The organism is Burkholderia sp. MSMB1588 (genome assembly GCF_001546925.1).
Classification (GTDB): Bacteria; Pseudomonadota; Gammaproteobacteria; order Burkholderiales; family Burkholderiaceae; genus Burkholderia; species Burkholderia humptydooensis.
In genome coordinates this window covers 103,114-118,857 of record NZ_LNJS01000001.1, presented here as the reverse complement: position 1 = coordinate 118,857, position 15,744 = coordinate 103,114, and the positions used below count along the sequence as shown (strand labels likewise).

Here is a 15,744-nt window from a genome sequence, read left to right as displayed (position 1 = left end):
GGATAGAAACGTCATGGAAATCGATTTGAACGCCGACCTCGGCGAAGGCTGCGGCTCCGACGAGGCGCTTCTCGACTTCGTCACATCGGCGAACATCGCGTGCGGCTGGCACGCGGGCGGCGCCACGGCGATGCGCGACTGCGTGCGCTGGGCGGTCGAAAAAGGCGTGTCGATCGGCGCGCATCCGAGCTTTCACGATCCGGAGAATTTCGGCCGCAGGGAAATGGATCTGCCCGCGAGCGAGATCTACGCGGGCGTGCTGTATCAATTGGGCGCGCTATCTGCGATCGCTCAGGCGGAAGGCGGGCGCATCGCGCACGTGAAGCCGCACGGCGCGCTGTACAACCAGGCCGCGCGCGAGCCCGAGATCGCCGACGCGGTCGTGTCGGCGATCCACGATTTCGATCCGTCGCTCGCGGTGTTCGGCCTTGCGAAAAGCGGGTTCGTCGATGCCGCGCGGCACGCGGGGCTCGTCGCCGTCGAGGAAGTGTTCGCCGATCGCGGCTATCGCGCGGACGGCTCGCTCGTGCCGCGCAGCCAGCCGGGCGCGCTCGTCGACGACGAGAACGAGATGCTCGCGCGCACGCTCGAGATGGTCCGCGGCCAGCGCGTGCGCGCGGTCACGGGCGAATGGGTGCCGCTCAACGCGCAGACGGTCTGCCTGCACGGCGACGGCCCGCACGCGCTCGCCTTCGCGAGACAAATCCGCCACGCGCTCGAAGCGGCCGGCATCGACGTGCACGCGCCCGGCGCGCTGCACGCGGGAGAGCGCGCGTAACGCTTCGCGCGGGATGCGTTCCGGATTCGTCTGATTCGCACGCGCGGCCGGCGGCGCTTTTTCCCAGCGACCCGGCCCTGCGCGAGCGGCCTGCCCGCGCCGAAGCCGCGAAGGCGATCGTCAAGGCGCGTGCGCATCGCGCATCCCGTCGACCGCACGCCTGCCGTCCGGCTGCGCGCAGCGAAGACCGAGAAGGTCACGAAGCATGAACACCGCCCGCGCGCCGGGCGCACACGACACCTTGCAGGCGGCGGGCCGCGCCCGCCGCACGAACGATTCGCCGACACGGCGAAGGCCGGCGCGCACCCATGTCCGCGCGACAGCCTTCGCCGTCGCCAGGATCGGGCGGACGCGCACGACGAGCGCGCGTCCACTCCGCAGTCCCGAGCGGCCATGAGAGCCGCGAAGGCCCATCGGCGCGACGGCCGCGCGCCGATCGCAAGCCGCCGCGCGCCGCCCGAAGACGGCGCGCGTCAACCCATGTCAGGAGAATGTTCATGCAAGGCACCGTAAGTCTATGGCCGCTGATCGGCGTCGCCGTGATCGTCGTCGGCTTCGCGCTGCGCTTCAACCCGATGCTGATCGTCGCGACCGCGGCGATCGTGACGGCAGCGAGCGCGCACTTTCCGCCCGAGCGGATTCTCGCCGCGATCGGCGCGGGCTTCCTCAAGACCCGCAACATCCCGCTCATCATCCTGCTGCCGCTCGCCGTGATCGGCCTCCTCGAGCGGCACGGGCTGCGCGAGCGCGCGCAGGCGTGGATCGCGAGCATCAGGGCGGCCACTGCGGGGCGCCTCCTCATCCTCTATCTGCTCGTGCGCGAGCTGACGGCGGCCGTCGGCCTGACGGGCCTGGGCGGTCATCCGCAGATGGTGCGGCCGCTGATCGCGCCGATGGCCGAAGGCGCGACCGAGAACCGTTTCGGTCCGCTGCCCGACGCGATCCGCCACCGGCTGCGCGCGTACGCGGCCGCGACCGACAACGTCGGCCTCTTCTTCGGCGAAGACATCTTCGTCGCGTTCGGCGCGATCGTGCTGATGGTGACGTTCCTGAAGGAAGCGGGCATCGCGGTGGAACCGATGCACGTCGCGCTCTGGGGCATCCCGACCGCCGCGTCCGCGTTCCTGATCCACGGCCTGCGGCTGTGGCTGCTCGACCGCCGGCTCGAACGCGAGCTGCGCGCGGGCGCCGCGTCGCACCTCGCCGCGAACCCCGCCGCCGACAACGGAGGCCGCGCATGACGCTCACGATCGATTATCTGTTCTGGCTCGTCGGCCTCGTGCTGCTCGCGGTCGGCGCGACGATCGTCACGGACCGCGCGCACCCGCGCCGCTTCACCGCGGGCGGCTTCTGGCTGCTGTACGCGCTCGTCTTCCTCATCGGCGACAAGCTGCCCGTCGAGCTCGTCGGCGCGCTCGTGATCGTGATGGCGCTGATCGCGGGCTTCGGCGGCGTGACGGCGGCCAAGCCGAAGCTGCCGTCCGACGATGCGCGCCGCGCGAGCGCCGCGCGCATCGGCAACCGGCTCTTCATGCCCGCGCTCACGATTCCGTTCGTGACGGTCGCGATCACGCTCGCGGCAAGCCATCTGCACGTCGGCGGCGCGCCGCTCGTCGATCCGAAGAACGTCACGCTGATCGGCTTCGGCATCGGCTGCGTGATCGCGCTCGGCTTCGCATGCCAGATCACGCGCGATTCGGTCGGCCAGTCGCTGCAGGAGGCGCGGCGGCTGATCGACGCGCTGTCGTGGGCGGCCGTGCTGCCGCAGATGCTCGGCATGCTCGGGCTCGTGTTCTCCGACGCGGGCGTCGGCAAGGCGGTCGCGCACGTGACGACCGCGTATGTGAACCTCGATTACCGGCTCGTCGCGGTCGCCGTGTACTGCATCGGGATGGCGCTCTTCACGATGGTGATGGGCAACGGCTTCGCCGCGTTCCCGGTGATGACGGGCGGCGTCGGCGTGCCGATCCTCGTCAACGTGTTCCATGGCGATCCGGCCGTGATGGTCGCGATCGGGATGTTCTCCGGCTACTGCGGCACGCTGATGACGCCAATGGCCGCGAACTTCAACATGGTGCCCGCCGCGCTGCTCGAGCTGCCCGACAAGAACGGCGTGATCAAGGCGCAGATCCCGACCGCGCTCGCGCTGCTCGCGACGAACATCGTTCTGCTGAATGTTCTGATGTTTCGGTGAGCGGACGCGGCGCGCGGCCGCACGGCGCACATGAAAAAAGCGCCCTCGGGCGCTTTTGCTTCGATCGGCCGGCCGATCCGCGCGGCAGGCCGGCCAGCGGCCCCGCATCGTCGCGACCGAATCCGTCGCTCAGGATGAAAAATGCGTCCGCCGCCGCCCGCATCTGCTTCCCCCGGCCGGACGGCGGAACGCCCATCGAATAGGCGTACGTGCCTGCATGGTGGCTTGTTGTCGTGACTGGCCCCGTCGTGCATGCAGACAACCGTTGCCGGCACGCCGAAAGCATGCCGGCAACGCTACCCCCGCGCTGTTTTTATTGTTCCCCGTAGCGCATTTTCTTTTTTACGGCTTGGTGAAAGGAGCATAGGTTTAGCGCCTTGGAGTGTCAATCGTCGGAACAGGGTTTGCCCGTGCGCCGCGGCCAAAATGTGGGTTTATCCCTATCCCCATCTCCATCCCTATTCGCCCGCCCGTTCGTTCGGGTTCCCGATTACCCGGCGTCGACGCGATAGCCCTGCTGCCGCAGCAATTCGAGCACGCCCTTCGGGCCGCCCAGGTGCAGCGCGCCGATTGCGACGAACAGCGGCCGGTTCGGCGCGGCGATCGCCGTCATCCGCGCGACGAAGCGGCGGTTGCGCTCGTAGACGATCTTGTTGTCGATCGAATCGGCGATCGACTGCGCGCGCGCGAGCCGCTCCGTCTTCGCGCTCGCCCAGGCGGCGATCGCGTCCGCGTCGCCGATGCGCCAGAGGCGATGCAGCGCGCGCACGTCGGCCGCGTTCTGCGCGGGCGTCTGCACCATGTCCTGCGCGAGCATCTCGCGCTGCTGCGCGAGCGTGAGCCCCGTGAACGCGCGCATCTGCTCGGCGAGCGTCTCGAGCCCGACCACCCTGCCGCCCTTCTTGCGCAGGAACACGTTCTGCAGTTGCGCCTCGGTGCCGTATTCGGTCTGCAAGCCGGCCGACAGCGAATCGTACGTTTCGACGACGAGCGACGCGAGCCACGGCCGCATGTTGCGGATGCCGGCGAGCGCGGCCGGATTGCCGCGCAGCCGGCTCGCGAGCTTCTGCCAGAGGGGCGGCGGCAACAGGCGCGGCAGGCACGCGTAGTTGCATACGCCGTACTTCGACACGTCGTCCTGCGATTCGAGCAGATCGTCCGGCGACAGCTCGAGCGCGAGTGTCGGCGACGCGGCGAGCGCCGCGAGGATCGGCCGGCGAAACGGCTGGCTCGCCGGATAGTCGGCGGGGTCGCCGACGTGCAGCGTGCCGAGCACGTAAATCGTGACCTTGTTTTTCGTCGCGACGTAGAACGGCATCCGCGCGGGCTGCGTGCGCACCGCGCCGCTCGCGACGGTGCCGTTCGACGTCGACGGCGGCGGCGCGTGGAAGCCCGGCAGCGACATGCTCGGCGCGGGAATCGGCGCCTGCGGCAGCGGCGCGGTCGCGACGCTGCCCGCCGCCAGCGCGCCGACGGACGGCCAGGCGAGCCCGCCCGTCGCGCACGCGCCGGCGAGCACGGCGCTCGCGAGCGAGCGCGCGCGCCAGCGCCGGGGCGTCCGTGCGGCGTGCGTCGCCACGCGCCGCACGCTGTTACGCGAGCGGCGCGCGGCTTCGCGCGCCGCCACTGCCTCAGGCATTCGCCTCCCCCACCTCCTCGGCGCGATGGCAGGCAACGAGCCGGCCATCGACGTCGCGCAGCTTCGGCTCCTCGGCGCGGCACCGCTCGACCGCGTACGGACAGCGCTGATGGAACGCGCAGCCGGACGGCGGATTGAGCGGCGACGGCAGCTCGCCCTGCAGCTTGATCTGGATCTTGCGATCCGCCTCGAAGATCGCGGGCGTCGCCGACATCAGCGCGCGCGTGTACGGGTGCCGCGGCCGCGCGTAGATCGTCTTCTTGTCGCCGAGCTCCGCGACGCTGCCGAAGTACATCACCATCACGTCGTCGGCGATGTGCTCGACGACCGCGAGGTTGTGCGAGATGAACACGTAGCTCGTCCTGAACTGCTCCTGCAGATCCATGAAGAGATTCAGGATCTGCGCCTGGATCGACACGTCGAGCGCGGACACCGGCTCGTCGGCGACGACGATCCGCGGCTCGAGGATCATCGCGCGCGCGATCGCGACGCGCTGGCGCTGCCCGCCCGAGAACATGTGCGGGTAGCGCTTCGCATGCTCGGGCCGCAGGCCCACCGTGCGCATGATCTGCGCGATCCGCTGCGCGCGCTCGGCGGCCGTGAGCCGCGTGTTGATCGCAAGCGGCTCGGCGAGCGTCTGCTCGACCGTCTTGCGCGGATTGAGCGACGCGAACGGATTCTGGAACACCATCTGCACGCGGCGGCGCAGCGCGGCGATCGTTTCCTTGTTGGCGCCCGCGACGTCGCGGCCGTCGATCGACAAGTGCCCCGCGCTCGGCTGCTCGATCATCGTGAGCTGCCGCGCGAGCGTCGACTTGCCGCAGCCGGACTCGCCGACGACGGCGAGCGTCTTGCCGCGCACGAGCGAAAACGACACGCCGTTCAGCGCCTTCACGGTGCCGTGGCCGAACATCCCGCGCCGCACCGTGTAGTGCTTCGCGAGATGGTCCGCGACGAGCACGACGTCGTCTCGCGCGGCGGATTCGCGCGTTTCGTGGACTGCGTTCATCGCGCGCCTCCTTCGGTGTGCATCGCTTGCAGATTGAGCGGCTTGATGCAGCGCGCGCGCACGCCGGTGCCCGGCGCGAGCTCGGCAAGCGCGGGCCGCGCCTTCATGCAGTCGTCGACGACGTACTTGCAGCGCGGCGCGAACAGGCACCCGCTCGGCCTGTCGTCGCGGCCCGGCACCATCCCGGGCAGCGCGGCGAGGCGCTTCGCGCCCGCATTGTGCTCCGGAATCGCCGCGAGCAACGCTTCGGTGTACGGATGATGCGGATGCGCGAAGATCTCCGGCACGCGGTTCGTCTCGATGATCTCGCCCGCGTACATCACCGCGACGCGCTGCGCGACTTCCGACACGACCGCGAGATCGTGCGAGATCAGCACGAGCGCCATCCCGCGCTCCTTCTGCAGCGTGACGAGCAGATCCATGATCTGCGCCTGGATCGTCACGTCGAGCGCGGTCGTCGGCTCGTCGGCGATCAGGAGCTTCGGATTGCACGCGACCGCCATCGCGATCATCACGCGCTGGTTCATGCCGCCCGACATCTGGTGCGGGAAGGTGTCGATGCGGTTCTTCGCATCGGGAATCCCGACCTGGTCGAGCAGTTCGAGCGCGCGCTTTCTCAGCGCGTCGCCGCGCAGGCCCTCGTGCAGCCTCAGCACCTCCTTGATCTGATAGCCGACCGTGTAGCTCGGGTTCAGGCTCGTCAGCGCGTCCTGGAACACCATCGCGACGTCCTTGCCGATGATCCTGCGGCGCGCCTTCGGGCTCGCCTTCAAGAGATCGACGCCGTCGAACGTGACTTCGTCGGCGGTGACGATGCCGGGCGCGTCGATCAAGCCCATCAGCGCCATCATCGTCACGCTCTTGCCCGAGCCGGATTCGCCCACCACGCCGACCACTTCGCCGCGCGCGACCGACAGGTTGATCCTGTCGACCGCGGGCAGCCCGTTGAAGTTCACCGCGAGATTGCGGATGGTCAATAAATCGCTCATGTCAGGCCATCCGCTTGAGTTTGGGATCGAGCGCGTCGCGCAGCCCGTCGCCGAGCAGGTTGATCGCGAGCACCGAGATCAGGATCGACAGGCCCGGCATCGTGACGATCCACCATGCGTTGTCGATGTAGTCGCGCGCCGACGCGAGCATCGCGCCCCACTCGGCCGTCGGCGGCTGCACGCCGAGGCCGAGGAAGCCGAGCGCGGCCGCATCGAGGATCGCCGACGAAAAGCCGAGCGTCGCCTGCACGATGAGGGGCGCCGTGCAGTTCGGCAGCACCTGCGAGAACATCAGGCGCGGCGTGCCCGCGCCCGCGACGCGCGACGCCGTCACGTACTCCTTCTGCAGCTCGCCGAGCGCCGACGCGCGCGTGAGGCGCACGTACGCGGGCAGCGCGACGATCGCGATCGCGAACATCGTGTTGGTCAGGCCCGGGCCGATGATCGCGACGACCGCGACCGCGAGCAGCAGCGACGGCAGCGCGAGCAGCACGTCCATCACGCGCATCACGGGCGTGTCGGCCCACTTCTGGAAGAACGCGGCGACGAGCCCGAGCACGACGCCCGGAATCAGCGCGAGCACGACCGAGACGAAGCCGATCCAGAACGACATCCGCGCGCCGTACATCAGCCGCGAGAGGATGTCGCGGCCCGCTTCGTCGGTGCCGAGCACGAATTGCCAGTTGCCGCCCGCGAGCCACGCGGGCGGAATCTTCACGTGGTCGCGGTACTGCTCGATCGGGCTGTGCGGCGCGAGCACCGGCGCGAGCAGCGCGACTGCGACCAGCGCGAGCACGACGATGCCGGCGCCGACCGCGCCGCGGTTGCGGGAGAAATTCGCCCAGAATTCGCGCAGCGCGAGCACGCGGCCGCTTGCGGGCGCCGCCTGCGACGGCATCGCGTTTTGCAGGTCGCTCATCGGGCCTCCCGCGTGGCCGCGCGCGCGCGGTCGAATGCCGCGGCGGCGCTCGGGCGCCGGCGCAGCGAATGGATATGAGTATGGGGATGCATGTTCGATTACCTCGTATGGCGAATGCGCGGATTCAGCACGCCGTACAGCAGATCGACGACCAGGTTCACGACGATCACGAGCGTCGCGATCATCAGGATGCCGCCTTGCACGACCGGATAATCGCGGCGGCCGATCGCGTCGATCAGCCATTTGCCGACGCCCGGCCACGAGAACAGCGTCTCGGTGAGCACGGCGCCCGCGAGCAGCGTGCCGACCTGCAGGCCGATCACCGTGACGACCGGAATCAGCGCGTTGCGCAGCGCATGCACGACGACGACGCGCGCGGGCGACAGCCCCTTCGCGCGCGCGGTGCGGATGTAGTCCTCGCGCAGCACTTCGAGCATCGACGAGCGCGTCATCCGCGCGATCACCGCGAGCGGAATCGTGCCGAGCACGATCGCGGGCAGGATCAGGTGGCTCACCGCCGACGCGAACGCGCCCTCCTCGCCGGAGAGCAGCGTGTCGATCAGCATGAAGCCCGTCGCATGAGGAATCTCGTATTCAACGGCGATGCGGCCCGACACGGGCGTCCAGCCGAGCGTCGCCGAGAACACCATGATGAGGATGAGCCCCCACCAGAAGATCGGCATCGAATAGCCGGTGAGCGCCGTGCCCATCACGCCGTGATCGACGATCGTGCCGCGCCGGAGCGCGGCGAACACGCCGGCCGGCAGCCCGAGCGCGAGCGCGAACGCGAGCGCGCAGATCGACAGCTCGACCGTCGCCGGAAAGCGCGCGAGGAACTCGCCCATCACGCTCGTGTTGGTGATGATCGACATGCCCAGGTCGCCGCGCAGCGCGCGGCCGACGTAGTGCAGGTACTGCATGGGAAGCGGCTCGTCGAGCCCGAGGCGATGCAAGGCTTCCGCATGCATCGCCGGATCGACGCCGCGCTCGCCCATCATCACTTCGATGGGGTCGCCCGGTATCAGGTGGATCAGCGCGAACGCGAGCACCGTGATGCCGATGAAGGTCGGGATCACCATGCCCACGCGGCGCAAGACGAATCGGAACATGACGCTTCTCGATATTTTCTTGTGGGAAATGTGCGACCGGCGACGAGGAGCTCGTGGCCCCCCGTCGCCGGGTGATTATCGTGCAGTCGGGCTAACGGCGCACCAACGCGCTTATTTCACGCTGACGCCGTCGAAGCGCGCATAGCCGAGCGGCTCGATCCGCATGTCGACGACGTTCTTGCGCACGGGCTGATAGACGGTCGAGTTCGCGATCGACGAAAACGGCAGTTGCTGCGCGAAGATCTGCTGCGCCTGCATGTAAATCTTCGTGCGGCCGTCCTGCGACGTCGTCACGCGCCCCTTCTGGATCAGCTCGTCGAACGGCTTGTAGCACCACTCGGAGAAGTTGTTGCCCTTGACCGCCTCGCAGCCGAGCAGCGTGCCGAGCCAGTTGTCGGGGTCGCCGTTGTCGCCGTTCCAGCCGATCAGCATCGTATCGTGCTCGCCCGCATGTGCGCGCTTGATGTACTCGCCCCACTCGTACGTGACGATCTTCGCCTGCACGCCGATCTTCGCCCAGTCGGCCTGGATCATCTCGGCCATCAGCTTCGCGTTCGGGTTGTACGGGCGCTGCACGGGCATCGCCCACAGCGTGATCGGGAAGCCGTTCGGGTAGCCCGCCTTCGCGAGCAGCGCCTTCGCCTTCGCCGGATCGTAGGCGGCGGCCTTCAGGTTCTTGTCGTACGACCATTGGGTCGGCGGCATCGGCGCGCTCGCCGCCTGGCCCGCGCCCTGATAGACGGATTCGAGAATCGCCTTCTTGTTGATCGCCATGTCGAGCGCCTGGCGCACCTCGAGCTTGTCGACCGGCTTGTGCTGCACGTTGTACGCGAGGTAGCCGAGGTTGAAGCCCGGCAGCGACGGCATGTCGACGTTCGAATCGGCCTTCAGCGTCGCGATGTCGGCGGGCCGCGGATAGCTCATCACCTGGCACTCGTTGCGCTTGATCTTCTGCACGCGCACGCCCGGATCGGGCGTGATCGAGAAGATCAGCTTCGAGATCTTCACCGCGCCCTTCTTCCAATAATCAGGATTGCCGTCGAAGCGGATCGTCGCGTCCTTCGTGTAGCTGCGGAAGATGAACGGGCCCGTGCCGATCGGCTTCTGATTGATGTCGGCCGCCTTGCCCGCCTTCATCAACTGGTCCGCGTATTCGGCGGACAGGATCGACGCATACTGCATCGCGAGGTTCTGGATGAACGGCGCGTTCGGCTCCTTCAGCGTGAAGCGGACCGTATACGGATCGAGCTTCTCGATCTTCACGATCAGCTTGTCGAGGCCCATGTCGGTGAAGTACGGGAACGACACCGGATACGCCTTGCGGAACGGCTGGTTCGGATCGAGCATCCGCTCGAACGTGAACGTGACGTCGTCCGCGTCGAATTCGCGCGTCGGCTTGAAGAAATCGGTCGTGTGGAATTTGACGCCGTGGCGCAGATGGAACGTGTAGACCTTGCCGTCGGGCGAGATGTCCCACTTCTCGGCGAGGCCGGGCTCGACCTTCGTGCCGCCGCGCTCGAACTCGACGAGGCGGTTGTAGATCGGGAACGAAGATGCAGTGAAATCGACGCCCGTCGTGAATTGCGCGGAATCGAAGCCCGCCGGGCTGCCTTCTGAGCAGTAGACGAGCGTTTTGTTCGGGATCTGTGCGAATGCAGAGCCCGCGATGCCGCAAGATGCCGCTGCAACGCCCGCGATGGCGGTAACACGCAGTGCGCGCAACAGACGGTTATGTTCCATGTTTCCTCCAGGTCTCCGGTTCAAGGCCGGCCCAGGCCGGCGTAGGCGGATATTACTTGAGCTTTCGTAAGAGGAACAAGCTGGAGAAAAAACCGTTCGTCATATGCTCGCAATCGTCAATTGCAAGGAGATGCGCGGCTTTGCGGCGCAAAACGCGCGCGATGCCGAGCCAATTCGGCACGATGCGCCGAGATTAGCGTTATCCCTTATATCTTCGTATTTTCGCAACGGTCTTCGGAGATCGAACGGATTCGGGCCGCGGCTGTTACGGAATGCGTGATGCTTTTCGGCCTGCGGCCGTCAACGTCGATCAATCGGGATCGTTGCTTCTCGCCGGCACGAACGCGAGCGCGACGAGCGACAGCGCGAGCCCCGCCATCACGTAATAGGTCGGTGCAAGCGGCGAGCCCGTCGTCTTGATGAGCCACGTGACGATGAACTGGCCGAAGCCGCCGAACACCATCACCGCGACGTTATAGGCGAGCGACAGCCCCGTCGAGCGCACGTTCGCCGGAAAGAGCTCGGCGATCATCGCGCCGAATGGGCCATAGTAGCCGGCGAGCGTCACCGACAGGATCGCCTGCACGACGATCAGCCGCGCGATGCTCGGCGACGCGTCGAGCCACACGAAGAGCGGATAGATCATCACGAGCGTGAGCCCGAGCGCCCACAGCGAGAGCCCCTTGCGCCCGATCCGGTCGGACCACGCGCCCGCGACGGGCGACAGCGCGGTCAGCAGCAGGTTGCCGATGATCACCGCGTAGAACGATTGCCCGTAAGGCAGCTTCAGTTGCTTGACGGCGAACGTCGGCAGATAGCTGATCAGCACGTAGACGGTGACGGTGAGCGCGATCACCGCGCCGAGCCCGCACATCACCGCGCGAGCGTGCCGCGCGAACACTTCGCGAAGCGTCACGTGCTCGCCGCGCTCGCGCGCCTGCAGGAACGCCTCCGAATCGACGAGATGGCGGCGCACGTAGAAGCCGACCGGCCCGATCACGAGCCCGATCAGGAACGGCACGCGCCAGCCCCACGCATGCAGGGCCTCGGTCGACAGGCCGCGCGTCACGGCCACGCCGACGAGCGAGCCGAGCAGAAGCGCCGCCGCCTGGCTCGCCATCTGCCAACTGCCGTAGTAGCCGCGCCGCGAAAACGGCGCCGCCTCGATCAGCAGCGCGGTCGCGCTGCCGAATTCGCCGCCCGCGGAGAAGCCCTGCAACAGGCGGCCGAGCACGATGAGAAGCGGCCCGCCGATGCCGATCGCCGCATACGGCGGCGCGACCGCGATCAGGAAGATGCCGACCGTCATCAGCAGGATCACGAGCGACAGCGCCGCCTTGCGTCCCGCGCGATCCGCGTAGAGGCCGAGCACGATGCCGCCGATCGGCCGCATGAAGAACGCGACGCCGAACGTCGCGGTGGTGAGGAGCAGCGACGAATATTCGTTGCTGGTCGGAAAGAACAACTGCGCGATCACGACCGTCATGAAACTGAAAACGGTGAAGTCGTACCACTCGAGCGCGTTGCCGATCACGGCCGCCGCCACCGCGCGCCGGTTCAGCGCATGTCCCGCCGTTTTCGTCGAAACCGCAATGGATGACATCCTCGCTCCTCGCTGTCGTCGTGCTTTCGTGATGCGCCGTGCGCCGATATCGCCGCCTGAAAAAAAGGGCGGGCGCCGCGCCGAGCGTCGTGGAGCGAGTGTAGAAAGCGGCGGAATCGATTTCAAGCAATAAAAAAAAACGCCCGCCGTCGTCGGACGGCGGGCGTCTGTGCATGTCGATTCGGCACGGTGCGGCGCGGCGCGACGCCGCGCCAGGCCTGCGTCACGCCATCTTCTTCGTGAACGCGCTGCACCAGCCCTTCGCCACCACCTGCTTGCCGGGGAACGCGCCGCACGGGCCCGATGCCGAGCCCTTCTTGCCCTGATACAGCATGCAGCCCGAACAGGTTTCGCCTGCCACGTATTTCTGGAACTTCGCCTTATCCACCTTGGTGGCGTCGGCCTTGTAGCCGAGCGCGACGGCGGTCGGATCGGTTTCGGACAGCATCGGCAAATCGGCCGAGAACGCTTCGCGCGTGAGCGCGAGCGCCGACACGGCGCCGACGCTCGTGATCAGGAAACTCCGGCGGGACGTTTTCATGGGAATTCGCTCCAACATTGTGGGTTGTCGCTGCTCTGGCGGCAGCAGCGCACAAGCATACCGCTCACGCGCCCCGATGTGTCGCGGGTAATTCCGAAGATAAGCCAACGGAGAACAAGAAATCGTCACGCAGCCTACGCATGCGGCGTGCGCGCCGCCATTTCGCCGACGCGCTGCGCGATCGCGAGCGCCGCGGTGAGCCCGGGCGACTCGATGCCGAACAGGTTCACGAGCCCGCGCACGCCATGCTGCGCCGCGCCCTGGATCACGAAATCGGCAGCGGGCTCGCCAGGCCCGGAGACTTTCGGACGAATGCCCGCGTAAGCCGGCTGAAGCGAGCCGTCGGGCAATCCGGGCCAATACGCGCGGATCGACGTGTAGAACGATTCGGCGCGATGCGGATCGACGTCGTAACGCAGCGTGTCGATCCATTCGACGTCGGGCCCGAAGCGCGCGCCGCCGGCGAGATCGAGCGTCAGATGAACGCCGAGCCCGGCGCGGTCCGGCACCGGATAGACGAGGTGCGCGAACGGCGCGCGGCCGGACAGGCTGAAGTAATTGCCGCGCGCGAGATAGAGCGGCGGCACCCAGCGCGAATCGAGCCCGCGGATGCGCTTGGCGAGCGCCTGCGCGCCGAGCCCCGCGCTGTTGATCACGCACGCGGCCTCGATTGCGGCCGGCGCATCGCCGCCCGTGCGCACGACGAAGCGGCCGCCCGCCGCGTCGATCGATTCGACGGGCGAGCGCAGCGCGCACGATGCGCCGCCGCGCTCGGCGTCGCCGAGCAGCGCGAGCATCAATTGATGGCTGTCGACGATGCCCGTGCTCGGCGAGAACAGCGCCTCGATGCATTCGAGCTCGGGCTCGAGCGCCTGCACCTCGTCGCGCGACAGCGTCAGCAGATCGAGCACGCCGTTTTCTTCCGCGCGCGCAGCGATCACCTTCAACTGCTTCGCCTGTGCGGGCGAGGTCGCGACGACGAGCTTGCCGCAGCGCCGGTGCGGCACGTGGTGCGTGTCGCAGAAGTCGTACAGCAGGTCTCGCCCGTGCACGCACAGCGACGCTTTCAGCGATCCGCGCGGGTAGTAGAGCCCCGCGTGGATCACCTCGCTGCTGCGCGAGCTCGCGCCCGTGCCGACCGCGTCGGCCGCTTCCAGGATCAGCGTCTCGCGGCCGCGCGCGGCCAGCTCGCGCGCGATCGCCACGCCGACAACGCCGGCGCCGATCACCACACAATCAATCCGCTCCATTGTCATTCGCTTCGCTCACGCTTCGAAGGCAGGACCTTCGATTGTACGTCGCGCAAAGCGTGCGCGCGTGGCGGCCGTCAAAAGCCGATCGGCCGGCGGCGCCCCGCGCTTTCGTCGGTGCGGATGTCGCGCGGCGCGATCGCGTCCCGCCCGTCGAGCCGCGCCGCGCCGAACGCGTGCAGCAGCACGCGGCGCATCGTGCGCGGCGGCATCGCGGCGAGCACGTCGAGCGCGTCGCAGCCGAGCGCGTCGGGAAAGCGCCGCCCCCACGCGTGCGCGTTGCGGATCTCGCCGTAGATCGTCTGCGCGATGCGGCGCGCGCCCGACGCGTCGGGCGGCTCGATCTCGTACACGTTCATCCGGTTCATGATCGGCTCGGGAATCGCGCTCGCGTCGTTCGCGGTCGCGATCCAGATCACGTTGCCCGCGTCGATCGGCACCTCGGCGAATTCGTCGACGAACGCGCACGCGGTATCGTGCTCGAGGAGCGCATACAGCGCGCCGAGCGGATCGTACTGCGCGTCGCTGCCCGCCTTGTCGATCTCGTCGATCGCGATCACGGGGTTCGAGTAGCAGCCGTTGACGAGCGCGTCGAACACCTTGCCCGGCTTCGCGTTCTTCCACTGCGACGACGCGCCCGACAGCACCCAGCCGGCCGTCAGCGAACTCATCGGCACATAGTGGTAAGCGGTCCCGAGCATCTTCGCGAGCGCCTTCGCGAAATACGTCTTGCCGATGCCCGGCTCGCCGAGCAGGAGGATCGGCATCAATTCGAGACGGTCGTCGGTTTCGAGGCACAGCGCCACCTGCTTGCGCACGTCGTCGAGCGGCTCGGCGAAGTTCGGCAATTCGTCCGCGAGCGAATCGAACGCGGGCATGCGCGTCGGCTTCACGCAAAAGCGCAGGTTGCCCGTCTTCAGCATCTTCTCGTAAGTCGCGCGCAGCGCATCGCTCGCGCCTTCGTTCAGATCATTCAGCGCCGTCTCGACTCGCTCGATATCGTAGACCGTGCTGAACGAAGCCACCGCCAGTTCCTGTTTCACCATCGCCGTCGTCATCGCCCACCTCGCCTTGCTACCGCTGTCCGTCCATCGGACCCCTTCGATTTCAGTGTAGCCAGCCCGGCATCCCGTGCAAGCGAGCAGCCGTCGGGGTCTGCTGCTGACATGCTCGCGATGCTGCACGCGACACGCGCCGCGCGTATGATCATGAGTTCACGTCGTGCGCATCGCGCCGCCATCCGCGGCGCGCCGCCCCTGCGCGCCGCGCCGCCGCGCCCGTTTGCCGCGTCGCCCGACGCTTGAAAAATCCGCGCGTCGCGCACATGTCGTCGATGTCCCCGATAACGGCGCCGCGCGCGAAAATTGAACCGAGCAAAAACCCGCGCGGTCGGAAGTTCGATGATTTCGTTTAAGCGTAAGATGTCCACCTGTCCCGCCTCCCGGCTCGCCCGCGCCGGAGAATTCGTGCTCGAAGCCTGCGTCGCGGGCGCGCTCGCCGGCGCCGCGCTCGTCGCGCATGCGCAAAGCGGCCCGCAGCCCGTGATCGATTGGGAGATCCAGGTGGTGCGCGACGGCCAGACGATCGACACGTTCGAGCAGAAAACCACCGTCGGCCAGGCCCGTTCGGACACGCACAGCTTTCCCGTCGCGCCGGCGCAAGGCTGCGCCGCAGCGGCCGCGTCGGCGGCCGACGCACCCGGCTCCGGCCTGTCGCGCACGATCACCGTCGCGCCGCTGTACGTCGAGGACGGCGCGGTCGCGCTCGCGATCGACGCGCAGGAGACGCTCGCCGACGAAGGCGCGGCGCCGTCCGCCGGCGCGCCGTGCACGTCGGCGCCGCCGCGGCGCATCGTCGCAAGCCACCCGGACTTGAACGCGCGCGCCGCGCAGTGGACCGACTGGACGCTCGCCGACCGCGGCCCGCAGCTCGTCTACCGCGTGCGCGCACGCGTCGTCGCGGACTGAGCGGCC

The 15,744-nt window shown here is 68.0% G+C and carries 14 protein-coding genes; 4 read left to right on the top strand and 10 right to left on the bottom strand.

What is annotated here, in order from left to right:
- Nucleotides 1–13 precede the first annotated feature (13 nt).
- The 3 genes from pxpA (at nt 14) to WS92_RS12265 (ending at nt 2,972) form a co-directional block, all read left to right on the top strand.
- Nucleotides 14–778: a 5-oxoprolinase subunit PxpA gene (gene pxpA / locus WS92_RS12280; protein ID WP_059930589.1), complete on the top strand. Its 765-nt coding sequence runs from the start codon at nt 14–16 to the stop codon at nt 776–778.
- A 497-nt stretch (nt 779–1,275) separates the two neighbouring features.
- A complete protein-coding gene (locus WS92_RS12270; protein WP_015600507.1) occupies nt 1,276–2,019 on the top strand; it encodes a DUF969 domain-containing protein in 744 nt (247 codons plus the stop codon).
- Nucleotides 2,016–2,972: a DUF979 domain-containing protein gene (locus tag WS92_RS12265; protein ID WP_059930591.1), complete on the top strand. Its 957-nt coding sequence runs from the start codon at nt 2,016–2,018 to the stop codon at nt 2,970–2,972. Before WS92_RS12270 ends, WS92_RS12265 begins: the two co-directional genes overlap by 4 nt.
- 490 nt (nt 2,973–3,462) lie before the next feature.
- Here WS92_RS12265 and WS92_RS12260 read toward each other — a convergent pair whose 3' ends face one another.
- The 10 genes from WS92_RS12260 to WS92_RS12215 form a co-directional block, all read right to left on the bottom strand.
- The gene (locus WS92_RS12260; protein ID WP_059930593.1) at nt 3,463–4,611 is read right to left on the bottom strand and encodes a TraB/GumN family protein; all 1,149 of its coding nucleotides are present in this window, start codon (nt 4,609–4,611) and stop codon (nt 3,463–3,465) included.
- Complete coding sequence (locus WS92_RS12255; RefSeq protein ID WP_059930595.1) at nt 4,604–5,620, bottom strand: peptide ABC transporter ATP-binding protein; 1,017 nt, start codon at nt 5,618–5,620, stop codon at nt 4,604–4,606. The genes WS92_RS12260 and WS92_RS12255 overlap by 8 nt, the downstream gene beginning before the upstream one ends.
- Nucleotides 5,617–6,609, bottom strand: coding sequence for an ABC transporter ATP-binding protein (locus WS92_RS12250; protein WP_009911032.1), 993 nt, complete (start codon nt 6,607–6,609; stop codon nt 5,617–5,619). Before WS92_RS12250 ends, WS92_RS12255 begins: the two co-directional genes overlap by 4 nt.
- Nucleotide 6,610: 1 nt before the next feature.
- Nucleotides 6,611–7,528 (bottom strand): ABC transporter permease subunit, encoded by a 918-nt coding sequence (locus WS92_RS12245; protein WP_006024198.1) that lies wholly within the window; start codon nt 7,526–7,528, stop codon nt 6,611–6,613.
- Nucleotides 7,529–7,626: 98 nt separating this feature from the next.
- Nucleotides 7,627–8,637: an ABC transporter permease subunit gene (locus tag WS92_RS12240; RefSeq protein WP_006024197.1), complete on the bottom strand. Its 1,011-nt coding sequence runs from the start codon at nt 8,635–8,637 to the stop codon at nt 7,627–7,629.
- Nucleotides 8,638–8,748: 111 nt separating this feature from the next.
- Nucleotides 8,749–10,377 carry an ABC transporter substrate-binding protein gene (locus WS92_RS12235; protein ID WP_059930597.1) on the bottom strand — a complete coding sequence of 543 codons (1,629 nt, stop codon included), beginning with the start codon at nt 10,375–10,377 and terminating at the stop codon, nt 8,749–8,751.
- Between the two features lie 310 nt (nt 10,378–10,687).
- Nucleotides 10,688–11,980 carry an MFS transporter gene (locus tag WS92_RS12230; protein ID WP_059930599.1) on the bottom strand — a complete coding sequence of 431 codons (1,293 nt, stop codon included), beginning with the start codon at nt 11,978–11,980 and terminating at the stop codon, nt 10,688–10,690.
- A 223-nt stretch (nt 11,981–12,203) separates the two neighbouring features.
- Nucleotides 12,204–12,521, bottom strand: a complete 318-nt coding sequence (locus WS92_RS12225) for a high-potential iron-sulfur protein (RefSeq protein WP_006024193.1) — start codon at nt 12,519–12,521, stop codon at nt 12,204–12,206.
- A 134-nt stretch (nt 12,522–12,655) separates the two neighbouring features.
- Complete coding sequence (locus WS92_RS12220; RefSeq protein WP_043281922.1) at nt 12,656–13,777, bottom strand: NAD(P)/FAD-dependent oxidoreductase; 1,122 nt, start codon at nt 13,775–13,777, stop codon at nt 12,656–12,658.
- 71 nt (nt 13,778–13,848) lie between these two features.
- Complete coding sequence (locus tag WS92_RS12215; RefSeq protein ID WP_059930601.1) at nt 13,849–14,829, bottom strand: AAA family ATPase; 981 nt, start codon at nt 14,827–14,829, stop codon at nt 13,849–13,851.
- Nucleotides 14,830–15,171: 342 nt separating this feature from the next.
- Between WS92_RS12215 and WS92_RS12210 the strand changes: the two genes are divergently transcribed.
- Nucleotides 15,172–15,738 carry a hypothetical protein gene (locus WS92_RS12210; protein WP_059930603.1) on the top strand — a complete coding sequence of 189 codons (567 nt, stop codon included), beginning with the start codon at nt 15,172–15,174 and terminating at the stop codon, nt 15,736–15,738.
- The last annotated feature ends 6 nt before the right edge of the window (nt 15,739–15,744 follow it).

Excerpts from the sequence above, each read along its gene's own strand:
- WS92_RS12225 (WP_006024193.1), bottom strand. The coding sequence starts at position 12,521 with ATGAAAACGTCCCGCCGGAGTTTCCTGATCACGAGCGTCGGCGCCGTG.
- WS92_RS12270 (WP_015600507.1), top strand. The coding sequence starts at position 1,276 with ATGCAAGGCACCGTAAGTCTATGGCCGCTGATCGGCGTCGCCGTGATC.
- WS92_RS12260 (WP_059930593.1), bottom strand. The coding sequence starts at position 4,611 with ATGCCTGAGGCAGTGGCGGCGCGCGAAGCCGCGCGCCGCTCGCGTAAC.
- WS92_RS12250 (WP_009911032.1), bottom strand. The coding sequence starts at position 6,609 with ATGAGCGATTTATTGACCATCCGCAATCTCGCGGTGAACTTCAACGGG.
- WS92_RS12240 (WP_006024197.1), bottom strand. The coding sequence starts at position 8,637 with ATGTTCCGATTCGTCTTGCGCCGCGTGGGCATGGTGATCCCGACCTTC.
- WS92_RS12215 (WP_059930601.1), bottom strand. The coding sequence starts at position 14,829 with ATGACGACGGCGATGGTGAAACAGGAACTGGCGGTGGCTTCGTTCAGC.
- pxpA (WP_059930589.1), top strand. The coding sequence starts at position 14 with ATGGAAATCGATTTGAACGCCGACCTCGGCGAAGGCTGCGGCTCCGAC.
- WS92_RS12235 (WP_059930597.1), bottom strand. The coding sequence starts at position 10,377 with ATGGAACATAACCGTCTGTTGCGCGCACTGCGTGTTACCGCCATCGCG.
- WS92_RS12230 (WP_059930599.1), bottom strand. The coding sequence starts at position 11,980 with ATGTCATCCATTGCGGTTTCGACGAAAACGGCGGGACATGCGCTGAAC.
- WS92_RS12210 (WP_059930603.1), top strand. The coding sequence starts at position 15,172 with ATGATTTCGTTTAAGCGTAAGATGTCCACCTGTCCCGCCTCCCGGCTC.
- WS92_RS12265 (WP_059930591.1), top strand. The coding sequence starts at position 2,016 with ATGACGCTCACGATCGATTATCTGTTCTGGCTCGTCGGCCTCGTGCTG.
- WS92_RS12255 (WP_059930595.1), bottom strand. The coding sequence starts at position 5,620 with ATGAACGCAGTCCACGAAACGCGCGAATCCGCCGCGCGAGACGACGTC.
- WS92_RS12245 (WP_006024198.1), bottom strand. The coding sequence starts at position 7,528 with ATGAGCGACCTGCAAAACGCGATGCCGTCGCAGGCGGCGCCCGCAAGC.
- WS92_RS12220 (WP_043281922.1), bottom strand. The coding sequence starts at position 13,777 with ATGACAATGGAGCGGATTGATTGTGTGGTGATCGGCGCCGGCGTTGTC.